The organism is Stenotrophomonas sp. YAU14A_MKIMI4_1 (assembly GCF_003086855.1).
In the GTDB taxonomy this organism is placed as follows: Bacteria; Pseudomonadota; Gammaproteobacteria; order Xanthomonadales; family Xanthomonadaceae; genus Stenotrophomonas.
This window is the reverse complement of record NZ_CP025998.1, coordinates 330,516-350,386: the sequence shown is the minus strand read 5'-3', so window position 1 is coordinate 350,386 and position 19,871 is coordinate 330,516. Positions and strand designations below refer to the sequence as shown.

The window sequence follows — 19,871 nt, the reverse complement described above, 5'->3', positions numbered from 1 at the left end:
CCGCCCGCCGGGCGTGGCCCGGCGCTACCGTTGCCTACAGCCAGCCTTTCTGCCGCGCCAGCCGGTACGCTTCGATGCGGTTGGCCACGCCCAGCTTGCCGATGCATTCGGAGAGGTAGTTGCGCACCGTGCCGTGCGACAGGCCCAGCTGTTCGGCAATCTCGCTGGCGCTGCGGCCCTCGCCAGCCAGGCGCAGCACGCGGCGCTCGCGGTCGGTCAGCGGGTCGGCCTGCGACCAGGCGTCCAGCGCCAGTTGCGGGTCGATTGCACGAACGCCCTGCTGCACCTTGCGCAGGGCCTCGGCCAGGTTCTCCGCCGGCGCGTCCTTCAACAGGTAGCCCAGCACGCCCGCCTCCAGCGCGCGGCGCAGGAAACCGGCACGGGCGAAGGTGGTCACGATCACCACCTTGATCGGCAGCTCCTGCCGCGCGATGCGCTGGGCCAGTTCCAGGCCGGTCAGGCCCGGCATCTCGATGTCGGTCACCAGGATGTCCGGCTGCAGCTGCTGCAGCATCCGCCACGCGGTTTCACCATCGGCCGCACTGCCCAGCACCTCGATATCCGGTTCCAGGCCCAACAGTGCCGACAACGCACCACGCACCATGGCCTGGTCTTCGGCCAGCAGGATGCGGATCATGCCGCGCCCTCCTGCGGCAGCGATGCCGGGGCCACCGCCACCGTGGCCGCCGCCAGCGGCACGCGCACGGTCAACACGGTGCCCTCGCCGCGCGGCGACTGCACCGCCAGCGCACCGGCCAGCGCGGCCACCCGTTCGCGCATGCCGCACAAGCCATTGCCTTCGGCCTGCACCCCGCCGCGGCCGTCATCGCGTATCTGCATCACCAGTTGTCGTCCTTCCAGCATGAAGTCCACCTGCGCCTGCGTGGCCTGCGCATGGCGCACGATATTGGTGGCCGCCTCGCGCAGCACCAGCGCCAGGCCGCGTTCCACCTCCACCGGCATCGGCGGCGGCACGCTGTACTGCAGATGCACCTGCTGGCATTCCAGCAGCAAGCGCGCCGAGGCCAGCTCACCGGCCAGGTCGCTGGCGCGGATGCCGGTCACCGCGCTGCGTACCTGCGCCAGCGCTTCGCGGGCAATCGCTTCGGCCTCGCCGATTTCCTGCCGCGCACGTTCGTCCTGGCGGTCGTACAGCTTGCGCGCCAGTTCCAGCTTCAGCGTGATCAGCGAAAGCGTGTGGCCCAGCAGATCGTGCAGGTCGCGGCCGATGCGCTCGCGCTCGGCAGTGGTGGCCAGCCGCCGTACTTCGTCCTGGGAAAGCTGCAAGGCCACGTCGCGCTGGTGGCTGAGCGATTCGACGTTCACCACCAGGCCGACGATGAACGAGACCGCCGGCATCCACACCAGCGCCTGCCACGGGTAGCCGAAGTACAGCGCCACCGCGCCGAACAGCAGGTTCAAGCCGGTCAGCTGCAGCAGGTACACCCACCAGCCACCGCGCCCGCTCATGCGCAGCAGCACGCAGCCGAACACGAAGTAGCTCAGGCCCGACGGATACCAGGGCAGCAGCACCAGTGCCATGGCGATCATGGCCAGCGCGTAGCGCCAGGCATGGTGGCGCGGCGCCAGCATCACCCGCGCGTACAGCAGCAGGAACAGCGGATAGCTGGCCAGGGTGATGAACAGCCAGCGCAGGGTGAAGCCATTGCCCAGCACCGGGGTCAGGAAGATCCACACCGACCACAGCAGATGGATGGCCCCGCTCCACGGCGACTTGCCACGCCGCAGCAGATCGGCCACCGATGAATCCGGCGCAGGGCGCAGCAGCGACGCAAGCCAGTTCGATGGCACGGGGGAATCCAGGCGAGGATGATCGCTGTCGATCATGCCAGTTCAGCCGATCCGACGCAGGCGGCGGCGTGCCAGCAGCAAGGCTGCAGCAGCTACCAGCAGCAGCGCCAGCAGATGGCCCAGCGTACTGCCGGCCGCGGGCTGCCCCACCACCGGCAACGCCAGCTGCGCCAGGTGCCAGGTCGGCCACAACGGCGCCACCGGGAAAACACCTTCGGCAGGGCCGCCAACGGCAGCCACAGGCCGGACAGCAGGGCCAGCGGCAGGTACACCAGGTTCACCACCCCCGGCGCCGCGCTGGCGCCCACGTGGCTGCCGATCAGCAGGCCGATGGCCCCCAGCGGCACCGCGGCCAGCGCCGCCACGGCCAGCAGCTGCAGGATCTGCAGCGGCTGCAGGTGCACGCCACCGAAGGCATGCGCCACGGCAACCAGCAGCGCGGCAATCAGCGTGGCAAACAGCACCGCCATCACCAGCCGCGCCAGCAACGGCGCCGCCGATGGCAGCGGCAGCGCGCGCTTGAGGGTCAGCAGGCCGCCTTCGCGGTCCAGCGCCAGCTGCACACCGAAGCCGAACAGGGCCGGCGCCATGGCACCAAACACGCAGTAGGTGGCCAGCAGGTACAGCGGCGCATGGCCGCGCCCCAGCAGCACGCCAAACAGCAGGTAGAACAGCACCGGGAACAACAGCGACGGCAGCACGAAGGCCGGCGTCCGCCAGGCGCGGCGCAGCTCGGCCAGCAGTTCGGCGACATAGGGGCGCAGCGCGGCACGGCAACGGCCGGCGCGGCTGGATTCACGGTGGATGAGGGTGTTCATGCAGCCTCCCGGGTCAGGTCAAGGAACGCGTCGGCCAGGGCCGCGCCCTGCACTTCCAGTTCCTGCAGTTGCGCATCGGCGGCCAGCAGGCGTGCCACCACCGGTTCGGCCGGGCTGGCCAGCACCTGCAGATGCGCGCCGTCGCGCTGCACCTGTTGCACGCCCGCCCAGTGCTGCACGTCCTCGACAGCCAGCGCGCTACGGCAGCGGATGCGGCGCGGCCGGTCGGCCAGGCGCAGCTCGGCCAAGGGTGCGTCGGCCAGTACCCGGCCGCCTTCCAGCACCACCACGCGCTGCGCCAGCGCCTCGGCCTCTTCCAGATAGTGTGTCGTAAGCAGCACGCCGCAGCCTTCGGCCACCAACTGCCGCACCGCCTGCCACATGCCCTGCCGGGCCTGGATGTCCAGGCCAGTGGTGGGTTCGTCCAGGAACAGCACGCGCGGCCGGCCGCAGATGGCAATGGCGAACTGCACGCGGCGCTGCTGGCCGCCGGACAACTGGCCATAGCGGCGCCGTGCCACGTCCTGCAGGCCAGCGCGCTGCAGCACTTCGGGCAACGGCCATGGGTCGGGATAGCAGGCGCGGGCCTGCTGCACCAGTTCGTCCACGCGCAGCATCGGCGGCAGGTTGGTGCTCTGCAGCATCAGCCCCAGGCCAAGGCGGCTGGCGCGCTGCTGCGGATCACCGCCCAGCAGCTCCACCTGGCCGGCGTCGGCGCGACGCAGGCCCAACAGCACGCTGATCGCGGTACTCTTGCCGGCACCGTTGCGGCCCAGCAGCGCCAGCACCTGGCCAGCGCGCACCTGCAGGTCGATACCGTGCAGCGCGGTGTGGTTGCCGTAGTGCACCTGCACCTGCTGCAGGCGGGCCAGCGACGGGGGAATCGGATCCATGGGCAGTGCCGGTAGCGGGGACGTTGCCATCCTGTGCCGCCGTGGTCACATCCGGCAGTTGCCGCCGTCAGGAACTTCCAATGACAGCTGTCACTGCCCCTGCCGCCGTGCCTGCCGTCATGCTGTGCCGCACGCTCCACCGCCGGAACCGCCGCTGTCCGCGCTTCCGGTCACACCCGCCCGAACGCCTGTGATGGAACGCAATGAACGCTTCTGCCGAATTGTTGAAAGAACTCCGTATCGACCGCGGCGCGCCGCCGCCCCCGCGCGGTAGCGGCGGTTCGCGCCGCTGGCTGTGGATCGTGCTGGCGCTGCTGGTGCTGCTGCTCGGCGGCGCGGCCTTCCTGCTGTTCGGGCGCGAACCGGCGGTGGAAGTGAGCACCGCCCCGGCCGTGGCCATCCAGCAGGGCAATGCCAGCAGTTCGGTGCTCGATGCCAGCGGCTACGTGGTCGCCCGGCGCATGGCCACGGTGTCGGCCAAGATCACCGGCAAGGTGCGCGAAGTCATGATCGAAGAAGGCATGCGGGTGGAGGCCGGGCAGATCATGGCCACCCTGGACCCGATCGATGCCGATGCGCAGCGCAGCCTGTCGGCATCGCAGGTGCAAGCGGCGCGTGCGCAGGTGTCCGGGCTTGAGGCGCAACAGCGCCAGGCCGCCGCCGAAGCCAGCCGCCTGCAGGCCCTGGTGGGCCAGCAGCTGGTCTCGCGTTCGCAGTACGACCAGGCCGTGGCCCAGCGTGACAGCCTGCGCGCGCAGCTGGAAACGGCCCAGCGCAACGTCAAGGTCGCCAGCGACCAGTTGGCCATTGCCGATCTGGGCGTGGACAACAACATCGTGCGCGCGCCGTTTTCCGGCGTGGTGACCGCCAAGGCGGCGCAGCCGGGCGAAATCGTCTCGCCGCTGTCGGCGGGCGGTGGCTTCACCCGCACCGGCATCGGCACCATCGTCGACATGGACTCGCTGGAAATCGAAGTGGAAGTGGGCGAGGCCTTCATCGGCCGCGTGCAGCCGAAGATGCCGGTGGAAGCCACGCTCAATGCCTATCCGGAATGGAAGATTCCGGGCGAGGTGATCGCCATCATTCCCACCGCCGACCGCGGCAAGGCCACGGTGAAGGTGCGGGTGGCGCTGAAGGTGAAGGACCCGCGCATCGTGCCCGAGATGGGCGTGCGGGTCAGCTTCCTGGAACAGGCGCAGCCGCAGGCCGCCGCCAGCACGGCGCAGGGCGTGCGCGTGCCGGACAACGCCGTGGTGCAGCGCGACGGCGCGTCGGTGGCGTTCGTACTGGGCGATGACAACCGCGTGCAGCAGCGCAGCGTGCAGGCCGGCCAGGCCATGGGCAAGGACCGCCAGCTGCTGAAGGGCGTGAGCGCCGGTGAAGCGGTGGTGCTGAGCCCGCCCGAGGCCCTGCACGACGGCAGCAAGGTGCAGCAGAAACAAGCGCAGTAACGGCTTGGCGCCCGCGTGGCGCCGCCGGCAACACCGCTCGACGCCTGCCCTCCGGCCTGCAGCCGGCGCGCATTCCCGTTTCCCGCCTCTGTGGAGAATCCCCGATGTCGACCCTGGTTTCACTGCGCAACATCACCAAGACCTACCAACGCGGCCCGGAAAAGGTACAGGTGCTGCACGGCATCGACCTGGACATCGCCCGCGGTGACTTCGTCGCCCTGATGGGCCCGTCCGGTTCGGGCAAGACCACCCTGCTGAACCTGATTGGCGGGCTGGACAACCCCAGCGGCGGCGAGATCAGCATCGAGGGCGAACGCATCGACCAGATGAGCGGCGGCCAGCTGTCCACCTGGCGCAGCCACCACGTCGGCTTCGTATTCCAGTTCTACAACCTGATGCCGATGCTGACCGCGCAGAAGAACGTGGAACTGCCGCTGCTGCTGACCCACCTCAGCGCGGCCCAGCGCAAGCGCAATGCCGAAATCGCGCTGACTCTGGTCGGCTTGGCCGACCGCCGCAGCCATCGCCCCAACGAACTGTCCGGTGGCCAGCAGCAGCGCGTGGCGATCGCCCGCGCCATCGTTTCCGATCCCACCTTCCTGATCTGCGACGAACCCACCGGCGATCTGGACCGGCAGTCGGCCGAGGAGATCCTGGGCCTGCTGCAGCAGCTCAACCGCGAACACGGCAAGACCATCATCATGGTCACCCATGACCCGAAGGCCGCCGAGTACGCCACCCACACGGTGCACCTGGACAAGGGCGAGCTGGCCGACGCCCCGCTGGCCCACTGACGGAGGCTGCGGCGATGAAATATTTCTCCCTGGTGTGGGCGCAGCTGTTCCGCAGCCGTACCCGCACCCTGCTGACCCTGCTGTCGGTGGTGGCCGCGTTCCTGCTGTTCGGCATGCTCGATTCGGTGCGCGTGGCCTTCAATTCCGGCGGCAGCGTGGAAGGTGCCAACCGCCTGATCGTCGCCTCGCGCCTGTCCATCACCCAGTCGCTGCCGATCCGCCTGGAAACCCAGGTGCGGCAGGTGGCCGGCGTGCGCGACGTGGCTTATGGCATGTGGTTCGGCGGCATCTACCAGGACCCGAAGAACTTCTTCCCCAACTTCTCGGTGTCGCCCAACTACTTCGATGTGTACCGCGAACTGCAGATCGACCCGGCGCAGCTGGAAGACTGGAAACAGACCCGCACCGGCGCCATCGTCGGCGAAACGCTGGCCAATCAGTTCGGCTGGAAGATCGGCGACACCATTCCGCTGCAGGCCACCATCTTCCCGCGCGGTGGCAGCAACGACTGGCCGCTGGAACTGAAGGGCATCTACCGTTCCAAGGACCGCGCACAGGCCGGCAACGAAGAACGCCAGTTGATGATGAACTGGAAGTACTTCGACGAATCCAACGACTACATCAAGAACCAGGTGAGCTGGTACACGGTCACCCTGGACAACCCGGACCATGCCTCGCGCGTGGCCCAGGCCATCGATGCGATCTCGGCCAACTCCGACCACGAGACCAAGACCCAGACTGAATCGGCGTTCCAGCAGGCCTTCGTCAAGCAGTTTGCGGATATCGGCATGATCGTCACCTCGATCATGGGTGCAGTGTTCTTCACTCTGCTGCTGCTGACCGGCAACACCATGGCCCAGGCCGTGCGCGAACGCGTGCCGGAGCTGGCCACGCTGAAGACACTGGGCTTCAAGGACAGCACCGTGTTGGCGCTGGTGATGGTGGAATCGGTGCTGCTGATCGGCCTGGGCGGCCTGATCGGCATGGGCCTGGCCGCGCTGATCCTGCCGGCCATCGGCCCGAAAAGCATGGGCATGCTGCCGCCCCACGTCCCCACGCCCACCTGGCTGGTGGGGCTGGGCCTGATCGTGGTGATCGGCATCATCGTCGGCCTGCTGCCGGCGTTGCGCGCCAAGCGCCTGAAGATCGTCGACGCACTGGCCGGCCGCTGAGGAGGACTCCCCATGAACAAGCTCAAGAAGTGGTTCGGCAACGCCTTCACCGTGCTGCTGCTGGCGGTGGGCCTGGTGCTATGGATCGGCCTGCCGTGGTTTGGCGTGCTTGCCGTGGCGCTGCTGCTGGCGCTGTGGCTGCTGCTGACCCGCGGTGGGCGGCTGGCACTGGCCGCCACCCGCATCGGCGTGGCCAGCCTGCCGCAGCGCTGGGGCGCGTCCTCGGTGATCGTGGTCGGCATTGCCGGCGTGGTCGGCGTGCTGGTGGCCATGCTGGCCATGGGCGAAGGCTTCCAGGCCACGCTCAGCAACACCGGCGATGACACCACTGCCATCGTGCTGCGCGGCGGTTCGCAGGCGGAAACCAACTCGGTCATCACCCGCGAACAGGTGCCCACCCTGTCCACCTTGCCCGGCGTGGCGCGCGATGGCGAAGGCCGCCCGCTGCTGTCGCCGGAACTGTCGCAGGTGGTGAACCTGGTCTCGCGCGCCGACGGCACCGACGTCAACGCGCAGTTCCGCGGCGTTGGCCCGCAGGCCTGGGCCGTGCATGACAAGGTGAAGATCGTGCAGGGCCGCAAGTTCAGCGCCGGCCTGCGCGAGATCGTGGTCGGCCAGGGTGCGCAGGGCCAGTTCCGCGATATGGAAGTGGGCAAGACCCTCACCCTGGGCAACCAGACCTGGACCGTGGTGGGTGTGTTCGCCACCGGCGATGCGCACGATTCGGAGCTGTGGACCGACGCCGATACGCTGGCCACCACCTACCAGCGCAGTGCCTGGCAGTCGATCAGCGTGCGTACCGAAGGCAAGCCCGGCTTCGAGCAGTTCAAGGCCGCCGTTGCCGCCGATCCGCGCCTGAAGCTGGATGTGGAAACCACCCGTGCGTACTACAGCAAGCAGGGCGGTGGGCTGACCAAGCTGATCGACATCCTTGGCAAGGTGATCGGCACGATCATGGCGGTGGGCGCGGTGTTCGGCGCGCTCAACACCATGTATGCGGCAGTGGCCACGCGTGCGCGCGAGATCGCCACCATGCGCGCGATCGGCTTCCGCAGCCTGCCGGTGGTGACCGCGGTGATGCTGGAAACCATGCTGCTGGCGCTGCTGGGCGGCCTGCTGGGCTGCGCGGTGGCGTGGCTGGTGTTCAATGGCTACAGCGTGTCTACGATCGGCAGCAACTTCAGCGCGGTGGTGTTCAAGTTCCATGTGTCGCCGGAACTGCTGTGGACCGGGTTGAAGTGGGCGCTGGGCATCGGCCTGGTCGGCGGCTTGTTTCCGGCGCTGCGTGCGGCGCGGTTGCCGATTACCACGGCGTTGCGCGAAACCTGATCAACGCACGGGTGTATGAAGTGATGGATGAGAGCGGGCGAAGCGCAGGCTTCGCCCGTTTTTTTTGGCACGCGCCATCCACGCATGGCGTGGATCCACCGGGGCACGCGCCATCCACGCATGGCCTGGATCCACCGGCCGTCATTGCGCGGGCGCCATGCAGTAGATCCACGCCATGCGTGGATGAACCACCGCACACCACGCGCATTACAGATCACCCAACACCGGCCGCTATCGATGCCTCTGCGCATGCAAAACAGCGCACGCGTGATGCCGCGCACATCCAGCCTGTGGATTGTTGGTTGCGATTCATCTTCGCGCGCATGTGACACGCCGGGACAAACAGTTACGAATGAAAACACTCTAGAATCGCGCCCCCCACGTTGGTTTGCAGCACCCTCCGCGCCCACAGAACGGGCGCATGTTTTTTTCTGAAACACGAGATTTCACGGATGTTCCTGAAGACCACCCCGCTGCGCAACGCGATCACCCTCGCGCTGGCTGCCAGCTGCACCACCCCCGCCTTTGCACAGGATGCAGGCGACAACACCACCAACCTCGACCGCATCGAGATCACCGGCTCGCGCATCCGCCAGGCCAGTGTCGAAACCGCCCAGCCGGTGGTTGCGCTGAACCGCGCCGAGATCGAGAAGAAGGGCTACGTCAACGTTGCCGACATCCTGCAGGACGTGACCGCTGCCGGTTCGCCGAGCATGAGCCGCGCCTCCTCGCTGACCTCCTCGCGCGACTTCGGCGGCATGTATGTCAGCCTGCGCAACCTGGGCCCGGAACGCAGCCTGGTGCTGATCGACGGCCGCCGCATGGGCGTCAGCGCCGGCGGTTATTCGGACCTGGCCTCCATTCCTTCGGCCATCGTCGAGCGCGTGGAAGTGCTGACCGACGGCGCTTCGGCGCTGTACGGCTCGGACGCCATCGCCGGTGTGGTCAACATCATCACCCGCAAGAACTTCGACGGTGGCGAAGCCAGCGTCTACGTCGGCCAGTACGGTGAAGGCGACGGCCAGAAGCGCTCCTACAGCGCTACCTTCGGCAAGACCTTCGACCGCGGCTGGTTCAGCGTGGGTGCCGAGCGCACCAAGGAAGACGAAGTGATGGGCGGCGCGCGCGAGTTCAGCCGCTACGTCAACGGCCCGCGCCACCCCAATGACGGCCTGAACGGCACCACGCCGTGGGGCAGCGTCACCGTGGGTGGCAAGGCACTGACCGTCGGCCCGGGCGGTGACCCGACCGATGCGGCGAACTTCCACACGCCGAACCCGGCCGATGGTGCCAACACCAAGACCAACATGAGCCTGCTGACCGGCCTGGAGCGCACCTCGGTGTTCGCCAACGGTGGCTTCTCGTTCACCGACAACCTGCGCCTGGTTGCCGATGCGATGTACAGCAAGCGCGAATCGACCAAGCACCTGGCCGGCTACCCGTACTCGGTCACCGCCGCGCAGTCGCGCAATGGCACCCGTGCCGCCCTGTCCAAGGACAGCGCGTTCAACCTGTGGGGCCAGGACGTGCTGTTCTCGCACCGCACCGAAGAGATGCTGCGCGGCACCGAAAACACCCTGGAAACCAAGCGCGGCAGCCTGGGCCTGGAAGGCAGCTTCGAAACCGGTTCGCGCTACTGGGACTGGAACGTCAGCTACACCTACAACCGCAATGAAGGCGAGCGCGTCGGCACCGGCAGCATGTACCAGCCGAACGTGAACCTGGCCGTGGGCCCGTCGTTCATCGAAAACGGCGTTGCCTACTGCGGCACCCGCGATGCGGTGATTGCCGGCTGCGTGCCGTGGAACCCGGCCGCGCCGATGGGCTATACCGGCCCGGGCTCGCTCAGCAATCAGGACGTGCAGGATTACCTGTTCGCCCGCTTCGTGGACAAGAGCCAGACCACCACCAAGGTGGCCAGCGCCAACATCTCCGGCTCGCTGTTCTCGCTGCCGGCCGGTGACATCATGGCCGCCATGGGCTTCGAGCACCGCACCGAAGAAGCACGCTACACCCCGGACCTGATGGTGCAGAACGGCCAGATTGCCGGCACCAGCGGCCAGCCGACCCAGGGCGACTACTCGCTCAACGAGGTCTACCTGGAACTGCAGGTGCCGCTGCTGGCCGACATGGCCTTCGCCCGTGAACTGTCGCTGGACGTGGCCGGTCGCTATTCGGACTACAACAACTTCGGTTCCACCACCAACAGCAAGTTCGGCCTGAAGTGGAAGCCGATCGACAGCCTGCTGGTGCGCGCCACCTACGGCACCGGCTTCCGTGCGCCGACCGTTGACGACCTGTACGGCGGCACCGTCAGCAGCCGCGATTCGTTCACCGATCCGTGCGATACCTCCTTCGGCACCGCCGCCACCAGCGCCACCGTCGCGGCCCGCTGCAAGGCCCTGAACGTGCCGGCCAACTTCCGCCAGCTCAACAGCGATGGCAGCGTGGCCAGCAAGCCGGGCCAGCAGGCCACCACCGATTTCAATTCGGGTTCCAACCCGAACCTGAAGCCGGAAACCGCCAAGACCTGGACCGTCGGCCTGGTCTACAGCCCCGACTTCGTGCAGGGCCTGGACCTGAGCCTGGACTGGTGGAAGATCCGCATCGACAACGCCATCGTTGGCGAGTCGGCCACCAACATCCTGGAACAGTGCTACGTGCAGGGTTCGGACGCTGCGTGCGGCCGCTTCACCCGCGGCAGCAACGGCCAGGTCAATGCGCTGGACCGTTCGCTGGTCAACGCCGGCTACCGCGAAACCGCCGGCTATGACATCAGCGCGCGCTACCGCCTGCCGGAAACTGCGTTCGGCAAGTTCGCCGTCACCTGGAACACCACCTACACCGACTACCTGGAGCAGCGTAACGACAACGCCGCGACCACCCCGGTGGAACAGCTGACCAGCTGGGGCGGCAACTTCCGCGTGCGTTCGACCTTCAACCTGGACTGGCAGTACGGCAACCTGGGCATCGGTTGGACCGCGCGCTACTACTCCAGCATGAAGGAGAAGTGCTCCTACATGGACGAGTGCAACATGCCGGGCTTCAGCTCGGCCTACACCGATGCCTCGCCGACCAACAAGGTGGGTTCGAACACCTTCCACGACCTGCAGGTGCGTTACGCCCTGCCGTGGGATGGCACCGTTTCGCTGGGCCTGAACAACGTGTTCGACCACCAGGGTCCGATCATGTACAGCCAGCCGAACAGCAGCTTCGTCTACTACGGCGGCTTCGACATCGGTCGTTTCATGTACATGAAGTACCAGCAGCGCTTCTAAGCACTGCACCCGCGTTCCCGTTCCGGCCAACTCTCTCCTGGCCGGAGATGGAAGCAGAACGGCGCCCCTCGGGGCGCCGTTCTTTTTTCCGCGGTCCCGGGGTCAGATCCCTTCGCGTTGCGAAGGGATCTGACCCCGCGCTGCGCGCATCGCCCGCACGTTCTCGGCCACGAACAGCACCAGTCCGGCCCAGATCACCGCAAAGCCGATCGCCTTGCCGGTATCGAACGCTTCATGGAAGAAGAACACGCCCAGCAGCAACTGCAGGCTGGGCGCGATGTACTGCAGGATGCCGACCAGCGACAGCGGAATGCGCTTCACCCCGTAGGCGAAGCCGATCAGCGGCACGGCTGTCACCACGCCACCAAACACCAGCAGAAGATCGTTGCGCCAGCCCCAGCCGTGGAAGAACGCGCCGCCGTGGCCGTTCTCGGCCCAGATCGCAAAACCCAGCGCCGGCAGGAACAGGTACAGGCTTTCCACGCCCAGGCCGGCCACCGGATCGACCGACACCAGCTTGCGCAGCAGGCCGTACAAGCCAAACGAGCAGGCCAGGCCCAGCGCGATCCATGGCGGCGTGCCCGCATCGATGGTCAACCAGGCCACGCCCACCGCCGCCATGCCCACCGCCACCCATTGCAGGCGGCGCAGCCGTTCCTTCAGCACCAGCACGCCCAGCAGCACGTTCACCAGCGGATTGATGAAGTAGCCCAGGCTGGTTTCGATCACATGGCCAGCGTTAACCGCCCAGATGTACAGGCCCCAGTTGAAGGCGATGGTCAGGCTTGATACGGCCAGGATCGGCAGCGCGCGCGGCTGCGCGGCGATCTTCTGCCACCAGCCCAGGCGTGCGCTCAGCAGCAGCCAGGCCACCACCAGCACGGTGGACCAGATGATGCGGTGGGCGATGATCTGGAACGAAGGCACCTCGTTGAGCAGGTGCCAGTACACCGGCACCAGCCCCCACAGCACGAAGGTGGAGGCGGTGACCAGCAGGCCGCGGCGTTGTTCTTGTTCGTCCATGCTCACTTCTTCATGCTCATTTCTTTCGGGTCCGGGCCATGGTCAGCACCACCACGCCCAGCAGAATGACCGCCATGGCCAGGAAATCGCGCCAGCCGAAGCGCTCGCCATTCAATGCCGCGCCCAGCAGCACCGCGATCACCGGGTTCACGTAGGCGTAGCTGCCGGCCAGCGCCGGGCGCACGTTGTGCAGCAGCCAGACGTAGGCAGTGAAGGCCACGATGGAGCCGAACACGCACAGGTAGGCCATCGCCAGCAGGCCGCCGGTATCGGGCAGCGTAGTCGGGCGTTCGCCCACGGCCAGGCCGATCAGTACCAGCAGCACGCCACCGCACAGCATCTGCCCGGCAGCGGTCATGAACGGGCCGGGCAGATCCAGCCCGCGCGCCCAGACCGAGCCGAACGCCCAGCCGATCGGGGCAATCAACAGCAGTACCAGCCCGGTAGGCGAAGCGGTCAGGCTGCTGCCCGCGTTCAGCCACACCACGCCGACGAAGCCCACCGCGATGCCCAGCCACTCGCCGCGGCTGGCGTGCTGGCCGCGCAACGCGGAAAACAGCGCCATCCACAGCGGCACCGAGGCCACCGCCGTGGCGGCCAGGCCCGACGACACCTCGCGTTCGGCCAGCACCACCATGCCGTTGCCCAGCACCAGCATGGTCACGCCCATGATGACCAGATTGCGCCACTGCCGCAGGGTCGGCCGGGGCAGCTTCCAGAACACCCGCAGGGCCAGGTACATCAGCCCGCCGGCAATGATGAATCGGCTGCCAGAGACCATGGTGAGCGGCAGCGCGCCGCCGTGCAGGGCCTTGGCGATGCCCAGGTAGGTGGACCCCCAGACCACGTAGACCAGCAGCAACGCCAACGCAACAAGGCCGCCCCGGGGGGCAGCCGCAGAAGAAACAGGGGGAGCCGACATGACGCACCAGAAAGCCGGGGGAAGCCGGATTCTAGAGGGTTCGGCTGCATCGCGTACGACGATCTAGCTATGGTCCCTCCCCCCCGCCGCTGTCATCCTGTGCGGTCCCATGCCCTGCCCCGCCTGTTCCGGCACCTGGCGTTGACATGGGATGCAGTACCCAGGAGGCTGACCGCCAGCGCCCCGCGCGCGGCTGGCACCGATCTTTCCCGCACGGAAGCGCCGCATCGAGGATCCCCAACCGGATGAGCACCACGTCCCATTCCGCTGTCCCCAGCACCGACGGCGCCGCGCTGCGCCGGTCGATCTCCAATACCCTCAAAGGCTCCGCCGGCAATCTGGTGGAGTGGTATGACGTCTACGTGTACTCGGTGTTCGCCGTGTACTTCGAATCGCAGTTCTTCTCGCCCGAAGACAAGAACTCCACGATGTACGTGTGGGCGATCTTCGCCGCCACGTTCCTGATGCGCCCCATCGGTGCCTGGTTCTTCGGCCGCTTCGCCGACCGCCATGGCCGCCGCCTGGCGCTGACCGTGTCGGTCACCCTGATGGCCGTCTGCTCGTTCCTGATCGCCATTACCCCCACCGCGGCCAGCATCGGCATCTGGGCGGCGATCATCCTGCTGTTCGCGCGCCTGCTGCAGGGCTTCGCCACCGGTGGTGAGTACGGCGCCAGCGCCACCTACATGTCCGAGGCCGCCATTCCCGGCCGCCGCGGCTTCCTGTCCTCGTTCCACTACGTCACCCTGGTCGGTGGCCATGTGCTGGCCCAGCTCACCCTGTTCCTGATGCTGAACTTCTGGGGCAAGCCGGAAATCTCCGAGTTCGGCTGGCGCATCGCCTTCGGCATCGGCGGTATCGCTGCCGTGGTGGTGTTCTGGCTGCGCCGTGGCATGGACGAGACGATGGAAGAATCGTCGATCGAAGCCGCGCGCGAAGGCAAGGCGAAGAAGTCCGGTTCGATGTACGAACTGTTCGTGCACCAGTGGCGCCCGCTGCTGCTGTGCTTCCTGATCACCGCCGGCGGCACCATTGCCTTCTACACCTACTCGGTGAACGGCCCGAAGATGATCCAGAGCGCGTTCGCCGCCGACGACCCGATGACCGCCACCCTGGTCAACCTGGGCGTGCTGACGTTCCTGATGGTGCTGCAGCCGGTGGGCGGCTGGCTGTCGGACATCATCGGCCGCAAGAGCCTGCTGGTGTTCTTCGGCGTGGGCGGCGTGCTGTACAGCTGGTACCTGATCACCCAGCTGCCGCACCAGCACGATGCCACCCTCGCCTTCCTGACCCTGGCGCTGGGCTTCGTCATCCTCACCGGCTACACCTCCATCAACGCCGTGGTGAAGGCCGAACTGTTCCCCGCCCACATCCGTGCGCTGGGCGTGGGCCTGGGCTACGCGCTGGCCAACTCGCTGTTCGGTGGCACCGCGCCGCTGCTGTACCAGGGCGCGCTGAAGACCGGCCACGTGGACTGGTTCGCCATCTACGTGACCGCCACGATCGCGGTATCGTTGGTGGTCTATGTGTTCTTCCTCACCAACAAGGGCCCGAACTGGCTCGACGGCACCCGCAAGTAACGCTGCGGTCCTGATGGCAGCCACCGGTGCAATGCCGGTGGCTGCGGTTTACCCGGCCACCCCACTGATGTGGGTGGCCCTGGGCACGGCCCTGGCCACGATGCTGGCCTGGCTGCTGCGACGCCCACCCGCGCAGGCCCAATGGCCGCGTATCGGTTTTGGCATCGCCCTGCTGCTGTTCTGCCTTGCCCTGCTGGTGGCGCTGGCCACGGTGCTGGGCGGTGATGCCACGCCCATGAACCTGCAACTGCATCGCGGTGAGAATCCCGGCCGTGCGCTGGCGTCGGGGCCGCGGGCAGGGCTGTATGTAGTCGCTTTGGTCGCCAGCGCCTGGGGCGCATGGCGGCTGCTACGCGGCCGCCGGTAGAGTCGGCTGGGTAGAGGTAGAGTCGGCTGGGTAGAGTCGACTGTTAGTTGTGTAAACCCACTACGTTATTCAGCGGCACTCTGGAGATAGGTGGCTGGCCGCCGATCCCCATATGGGGACGGTGCCAGTTGTAGTGGTGCAGCCATTGGGTCAGCACGGAATTGCGTTGGTCCGAAGAGGCGTACTCGCAAGCGTAGGCCCACTCGCGCAAGCTGGTCTGGATGAAGCGCTCCGCCTTGCCGTTGGTGCGCGGTGTGTAGGGCTTGGTCCGGATGTGCTTGATTCCAAGGGATTTGAGCAGCTTGGCAAAGGCGGTGGAGCGATAGCAGGCGCCGTTGTCGGTCAGGATCCGCTTGAAGGTGATTCCCAAGCTGGCGTAGTACTCCAGAGCGCTCAGCAGCGCTTGGCAGGCCGTTTCTCCCTGTTCGTTGGGGTGAACGCTGCTGTAGGCGAGCCGGGAATGATCGTCGATGGCCACGTGGACGTACCCCCAGCCGCCGCCGGCAGCGTTTCCCCGGCGTTTGGCATCGGTTCTGTGCCCAGGCCTCTGGAAGTTGCCCAGTTTCTTGATATCCAGGTGCAGCAGTCCTCCGGGCTGATCGTATTCGTATCGGATGACCGCTTTGGGCGGATCCAGCCGGCACAGCCGGTTGAGGCCGTGAACACGCATCAACCGGGAAATGGTGCTGTGGCCGATCCCCAAGGCCTTGGAAATGGTCAGGTAGGTGTGCCGTTTACGGCGGCGCTCCTTGATCTGCTCGACGACCGACGCAGGCGTGGCATGCGGCGTCTGGTGCGGGCGAGAGCTGCGGTTTTCCAGCCCCGACGCCCCGAACTCCCGGAATCGGGCCAGCCACTTGTAGGCCGTACGCACACTTACGCCACACGCTTGTGCTGCCTCCTCCGGCCGCAGGCCCTCGTGGAGGATGCGACGGACAAGAAGTTCTCGACTAAACGGCGTTAAACGGGCATTTTTATGGTTGTTCATCCGGGCTCTTTGGGATCTGGAGAGGTGTGGTAACCACCATTTTCCAGAGATGTCCCGGATGAACAACGTACAGAGAGATCACAGTTAGTCGACTGCCTTCCCGTCCGACGCATGGAAACCCGCGCTTCGCGCGAAGTCGACTAACAGTCGACTCTACCGCAGGCGTCATGGCGCCGTTGCCATTTCACCGACGTCATGGCGCCGATGCCAATTCGCCGCCGTCATGGCGGCGCGGTCATCCCCACGCCGCCGCGGCCGATCCAGCCCCCGCGCATTCAGCGGCGGGCGGCTTCACTCTTCTCGCGGGCGCCGCGGAATTCGGACGCTTCTTCCCAGGTAGGCCAGCGGCGGCTGTTGGCCAGTTCGTCGCCCAGGTCGTACACCAGCAGGGTATCGGCGGCATGGCCGGCCGGGTCCCAGCCGGGGGTCCAGGCATCGCAGGCCTGGTGGTAGCAGTCGGCGAAATACTTCTCGCGCAGCGCGCGGCCGGCTTCCACGCCGCCTTCCAGCTTGTCCAGGCCCGGGCCGATGGTGATGGCCGGCACGCCCAGGCGGGCGAAGGCGAAGTGGTCAGCGCGGTAGAAGAAGCCGGCTTCCAGGTTCGGATCGGGGCTGTAGCTGCGGCCGCGGGCCTTGGCGACGCGTTCCAGATCCCCTTCCAGCGACACGCGGCCCTTGCCCCACGAGGCAATATCGCGGGTGGCGCCATCGGGGCTGAACATTTCGATGTTCAGCACGGCGGCGGTCTTTTCCAGCGGTGCCAGCGGGTGCGCCGCGTAGTAGCTGGCGCCCAGCAGGCCCTTTTCTTCAGCGGTCAGGGCCACGAAGAACAGCGTGCGCTGCGGCTGCGGGCCGGCGGCAAACACCCGGCCCAGTTCCAGCACGGTGGCCACGCCGGTGGCGTTGTCGATTGCACCACGGCGGATGCGGTCGCCCTTGGCGTCGGGCTGGCCGATACCGAAGGCATCCCAGTGCGCCGAGAAGATCACGGCTTCATCGCCGTGCTCGCCACCGGGCAGCTTGGCCACCACGTTGCGGGTCACCACCTGCTCGCGCTTCAGTGCGAATTCCGCGCTGAGACGGGCGTTGTCCAGCAGCACCGGGCGGAAGTCGGCCTGCATGGCCTTGCGCTTCTCGGCGTCGAAATCCAGGCCGGCGTCGGCGAAGATCGCCTCGGCCAGCGAGCGCTGCATCCAGCCGCGCAGCGGCGTGTGCTGGGCCATCGCCTCGGCGTTGCTGCGTTCGATGTCGAACAGCGGCGAGGTGCCCGAACTCTTCACCGTGGCCCAGCCGTAGGCGGCCGGCGCGGTCTCGTGCACGATCAGCACACCCTCGGCGCCACGGCGCGCAGCCTCTTCGAACTTGTAGGTCCAGCGGCCGTAGTAGGTCACCGCCTTGCCGTCGAACGCACCCGGCGCATCGGCTTCGAAGTCGGCATCGTTGATCAGCACCACGGCAATCTTGCCGTGCAGATCCACATCCTTGTAATCGTTCCAGTGGCGTTCCGGCGCATCGATGCCGTAGCCGACGAACACCAGCGGTGCGTTCTTGATCTGCACGCGCTTGCGCGGCTGCAGGCTCTGCAGGGTCACGTCCTCGCCGTTCACCAGCGCGCGGGTGCCGCCCTTCAGGGCCAGGCTGGCCTTGGCCGCGCCATCCAGCTGCGCACGCACCAGCGGTACCGGCTGCACCCAGCTGCCATCGGCGCCACCGGGCTGCAGGCCATAGCTTCGGAACTGTTCGATCAGGTACTGCACGGTGCGCTCTTCGCCTGCCGTGGCCGGGGCGCGGCCCTCGAACTCGTCCGAGGCCAGCACCCGCACGTGGCGCGACAGCGCCTGCGGATCGATGCCGCCACCGGGAAGATCATTGGCCGCATGGGCCAGGCCCCCGACGAACAGGCAGGACGACAGCAGCAACACGCGCATCGGATTCACGGCAATACCACGGCAGGAAGGGATGCCCTGAAGTGTAGCGTGACAGTGCGATGACGGCGTGCGTTGCGTTCAGCGACGCACGCGGTCCAGCCAGCAGGCCAGGCCCTGCGCGTTCAATTCGATATCCATGGCCAACACCTCGGCCACCGCGGCCTGGTCCAGCGCGCAGCCATGCGCCTGCGCGCGCTCCAGGTACAGCGCCTGCAATGCCGCCAGCAGGCAGCGGTGGCGATCAGGCCGTCCATCGCACTGGCGGCCGATGGTGGCCATGGCATCGATCTGTTCGATCAGATCGGCCGCCAGCGTCGGCACCTGCTGCACCCGCCCGTAGTGGGTCAGGTACATCGCCTGCGGGTCGTACGCCAGCATGCGCTGGATCGACGCCTTCATGGCCTCGGGATCGAACTGCACCGGCGAAGACGTCGGGAAGATGAAGGCGCCCTTGGCGCTGTCCAGCTCGCGGTAGGAAATGCCGAAGGTATCGCCGGTGAACCAGCTGCGGCTGCGCGCATCCCACACACAGTAGTGGTGCAGCGCATGGCCGGGGGTGTGCAGCAGCAGCAGTTCGCGGCCGGCCAGATCGATGCGGTGGCCATCGTCGGCCACCACCACGCGGTCTTCGGCAATCGGCTCGATGCGGCCGTAACTGCGCGCGATTTCCTCGGCGCCGTACACCGCGGTGGCGCCGGCAATCAGCCGGGTGGGGTCGATCATGTGCGGTGCGCCGCGCGGGTGCAGCACGGCACGGGCCTTGGGCAACTGCTGCATCAGCAGGCCGGCGCCGCCGGCGTGGTCCAGGTGCACGTGGGTCAGCAGCAGCCAGTCCACCGCTTCCGGGCCCAGGCCGGCATCGGCCAACGCCTGCAGCATCGCCGGTACCGACAGACCGGTACCGCAGTCGACGAAGGCGGCGCGATCGTTTTCCACGATCAGGTAGGCGGCATCGAACTGCGCCCGCTGGAAACCGGTATCGATGGTGTGGATGCTGGGGTCGGCGGTCATCGGCACGCACCTGGCAGGTGGCGGAACAGACGCCCATGGTAGGCCGCCGCAGGGGCGCGGTTCGATGCGGCTTTGGTCGGAGGGGCACGGTGGGCCGGGGGTAGAGTCGACTGTCAGTCGACTGTCAGTCGACTTCGCGCGAAGCGCGGATTTTTTGGCAATGCCCTGCAGGAGAGCAGTCGACCAACGGTCGACTCTACCTTTGCAGGTACCTCGGCCGCAGCAGCAGTGCCAGCACAAGCACTGCCAGGAACGCGCCGTAGGCGTACAGCACGGCCAGCACCTGCGGCCAGATCGGGCCGGCACCGGCCTGCACCAGGCCGATATGGTGGCCCCACAACATGGCCACGATGCTCAACAGGAAGGCCAGCACCAGGCTGGCGCTGTCGAACACGCGCCGCCGCAGGGTGCGCGGCTGGCGCGGGAAGAGCCAGTACAGGCTGCCCAGCAGCAGGAACCAGGGCAGGAACAGCAGCAGTGACAACCAGGCCATTGCAGACTCCGC

17 protein-coding genes are annotated in these 19,871 nt (G+C 67.1%); 7 read left to right on the top strand and 10 right to left on the bottom strand.

Features of this window, described 5'->3' with window-relative positions; genetic code table 11:
* Positions 1-34 precede the first annotated feature (34 nt).
* From C1931_RS01500 to C1931_RS01485, 4 genes are read right to left on the bottom strand one after another with little or no spacing between them, the layout of a single operon-like run.
* Positions 35-637: a response regulator transcription factor gene (locus C1931_RS01500; protein WP_108748182.1), complete on the bottom strand. Its 603-nt coding sequence runs from the start codon at positions 635-637 to the stop codon at positions 35-37.
* Complete coding sequence (locus C1931_RS01495) at positions 634-1,848, bottom strand: sensor histidine kinase (RefSeq protein ID WP_108755161.1); 1,215 nt, start codon at positions 1,846-1,848, stop codon at positions 634-636. Before C1931_RS01495 ends, C1931_RS01500 begins: the two co-directional genes overlap by 4 nt.
* Before the next feature lie 56 nt (positions 1,849-1,904).
* Positions 1,905-2,630 (bottom strand): ABC transporter permease, encoded by a 726-nt coding sequence (locus C1931_RS01490; protein ID WP_234412861.1) that lies wholly within the window; start codon positions 2,628-2,630, stop codon positions 1,905-1,907.
* Positions 2,627-3,523, bottom strand: coding sequence for an ABC transporter ATP-binding protein (locus C1931_RS01485; protein WP_108755160.1), 897 nt, complete (start codon positions 3,521-3,523; stop codon positions 2,627-2,629). Before C1931_RS01485 ends, C1931_RS01490 begins: the two co-directional genes overlap by 4 nt.
* 203 nt (positions 3,524-3,726) lie before the next feature.
* Here C1931_RS01485 and C1931_RS01480 point away from each other — a divergent pair, with 203 nt between their 5' ends.
* The 5 genes from C1931_RS01480 to C1931_RS01460 all read left to right on the top strand — a co-directional run bounded on the left by C1931_RS01480 (position 3,727) and on the right by C1931_RS01460 (position 11,547).
* Positions 3,727-4,974 (top strand): efflux RND transporter periplasmic adaptor subunit, encoded by a 1,248-nt coding sequence (locus tag C1931_RS01480; RefSeq protein WP_108755159.1) that lies wholly within the window; start codon positions 3,727-3,729, stop codon positions 4,972-4,974.
* 104 nt (positions 4,975-5,078) lie between these two features.
* Positions 5,079-5,768 (top strand): ABC transporter ATP-binding protein, encoded by a 690-nt coding sequence (locus tag C1931_RS01475; protein WP_004153799.1) that lies wholly within the window; start codon positions 5,079-5,081, stop codon positions 5,766-5,768.
* A 14-nt stretch (positions 5,769-5,782) separates the two neighbouring features.
* Positions 5,783-6,940 (top strand): ABC transporter permease, encoded by a 1,158-nt coding sequence (locus C1931_RS01470; RefSeq protein ID WP_108748177.1) that lies wholly within the window; start codon positions 5,783-5,785, stop codon positions 6,938-6,940.
* 12 nt (positions 6,941-6,952) lie between these two features.
* Positions 6,953-8,269, top strand: a complete 1,317-nt coding sequence (locus tag C1931_RS01465; RefSeq protein ID WP_108755158.1) for an ABC transporter permease — start codon at positions 6,953-6,955, stop codon at positions 8,267-8,269.
* 452 nt (positions 8,270-8,721) lie between these two features.
* Positions 8,722-11,547: a TonB-dependent receptor gene (locus C1931_RS01460; protein ID WP_108755157.1), complete on the top strand. Its 2,826-nt coding sequence runs from the start codon at positions 8,722-8,724 to the stop codon at positions 11,545-11,547.
* Positions 11,548-11,649: 102 nt separating this feature from the next.
* Here C1931_RS01460 and rarD read toward each other — a convergent pair whose 3' ends face one another.
* Positions 11,650-12,576: an EamA family transporter RarD gene (rarD, locus tag C1931_RS01455; RefSeq protein ID WP_108755156.1), complete on the bottom strand. Its 927-nt coding sequence runs from the start codon at positions 12,574-12,576 to the stop codon at positions 11,650-11,652.
* Positions 12,577-12,586: 10 nt separating this feature from the next.
* On the bottom strand, positions 12,587-13,492 hold the full coding sequence (yedA, locus tag C1931_RS01450) for a drug/metabolite exporter YedA (RefSeq protein ID WP_108755155.1): 906 nt from the start codon (positions 13,490-13,492) through the stop codon (positions 12,587-12,589).
* Positions 13,493-13,737: 245 nt separating this feature from the next.
* Here yedA and C1931_RS01445 point away from each other — a divergent pair, with 245 nt between their 5' ends.
* On the top strand, positions 13,738-15,072 hold the full coding sequence (locus C1931_RS01445; RefSeq protein WP_108751886.1) for an MFS transporter: 1,335 nt from the start codon (positions 13,738-13,740) through the stop codon (positions 15,070-15,072).
* A gap of 31 nt (positions 15,073-15,103) precedes the next feature.
* Positions 15,104-15,439 (top strand): hypothetical protein, encoded by a 336-nt coding sequence (locus C1931_RS01440; RefSeq protein WP_234412901.1) that lies wholly within the window; start codon positions 15,104-15,106, stop codon positions 15,437-15,439.
* A 43-nt stretch (positions 15,440-15,482) separates the two neighbouring features.
* On the opposite strand, the gene C1931_RS01435 is transcribed toward C1931_RS01440, so the two are convergent.
* From C1931_RS01435 to C1931_RS01420, 4 genes are all read right to left on the bottom strand, one after another.
* The gene (locus C1931_RS01435; protein ID WP_108755154.1) at positions 15,483-16,427 is read right to left on the bottom strand and encodes an IS481 family transposase; all 945 of its coding nucleotides are present in this window, start codon (positions 16,425-16,427) and stop codon (positions 15,483-15,485) included.
* A gap of 275 nt (positions 16,428-16,702) precedes the next feature.
* Positions 16,703-18,355 carry a M28 family metallopeptidase gene (locus C1931_RS01430; protein ID WP_108755153.1) on the bottom strand — a complete coding sequence of 551 codons (1,653 nt, stop codon included), beginning with the start codon at positions 18,353-18,355 and terminating at the stop codon, positions 16,703-16,705.
* 78 nt (positions 18,356-18,433) lie between these two features.
* Positions 18,434-19,366, bottom strand: coding sequence for an MBL fold metallo-hydrolase (locus C1931_RS01425; protein WP_108755152.1), 933 nt, complete (start codon positions 19,364-19,366; stop codon positions 18,434-18,436).
* A gap of 196 nt (positions 19,367-19,562) precedes the next feature.
* Positions 19,563-19,859, bottom strand: a complete 297-nt coding sequence (locus C1931_RS01420; RefSeq protein ID WP_108755151.1) for a hypothetical protein — start codon at positions 19,857-19,859, stop codon at positions 19,563-19,565.
* Positions 19,860-19,871: the final 12 nt, after the last annotated feature.

Coding starts and splice junctions, on each gene's coding strand:
- C1931_RS01480 (WP_108755159.1), top strand. CDS start 3,727: ATGAACGCTTCTGCCGAATTGTTGAAAGAACTCCGTATCGACCGCGGC.
- C1931_RS01490 (WP_234412861.1), bottom strand. CDS start 2,630: ATGAACACCCTCATCCACCGTGAATCCAGCCGCGCCGGCCGTTGCCGT.
- C1931_RS01445 (WP_108751886.1), top strand. CDS start 13,738: ATGAGCACCACGTCCCATTCCGCTGTCCCCAGCACCGACGGCGCCGCG.
- C1931_RS01420 (WP_108755151.1), bottom strand. CDS start 19,859: ATGGCCTGGTTGTCACTGCTGCTGTTCCTGCCCTGGTTCCTGCTGCTG.
- C1931_RS01500 (WP_108748182.1), bottom strand. CDS start 637: ATGATCCGCATCCTGCTGGCCGAAGACCAGGCCATGGTGCGTGGTGCG.
- C1931_RS01475 (WP_004153799.1), top strand. CDS start 5,079: ATGTCGACCCTGGTTTCACTGCGCAACATCACCAAGACCTACCAACGC.
- C1931_RS01470 (WP_108748177.1), top strand. CDS start 5,783: ATGAAATATTTCTCCCTGGTGTGGGCGCAGCTGTTCCGCAGCCGTACC.
- C1931_RS01465 (WP_108755158.1), top strand. CDS start 6,953: ATGAACAAGCTCAAGAAGTGGTTCGGCAACGCCTTCACCGTGCTGCTG.
- C1931_RS01435 (WP_108755154.1), bottom strand. CDS start 16,427: ATGAACAACCATAAAAATGCCCGTTTAACGCCGTTTAGTCGAGAACTT.
- C1931_RS01430 (WP_108755153.1), bottom strand. CDS start 18,355: ATGCGCGTGTTGCTGCTGTCGTCCTGCCTGTTCGTCGGGGGCCTGGCC.
- C1931_RS01425 (WP_108755152.1), bottom strand. CDS start 19,366: ATGACCGCCGACCCCAGCATCCACACCATCGATACCGGTTTCCAGCGG.
- C1931_RS01495 (WP_108755161.1), bottom strand. CDS start 1,848: ATGATCGACAGCGATCATCCTCGCCTGGATTCCCCCGTGCCATCGAAC.
- C1931_RS01485 (WP_108755160.1), bottom strand. CDS start 3,523: ATGGATCCGATTCCCCCGTCGCTGGCCCGCCTGCAGCAGGTGCAGGTG.
- C1931_RS01460 (WP_108755157.1), top strand. CDS start 8,722: ATGTTCCTGAAGACCACCCCGCTGCGCAACGCGATCACCCTCGCGCTG.
- yedA (WP_108755155.1), bottom strand. CDS start 13,492: ATGTCGGCTCCCCCTGTTTCTTCTGCGGCTGCCCCCCGGGGCGGCCTT.
- C1931_RS01440 (WP_234412901.1), top strand. CDS start 15,104: ATGCCGGTGGCTGCGGTTTACCCGGCCACCCCACTGATGTGGGTGGCC.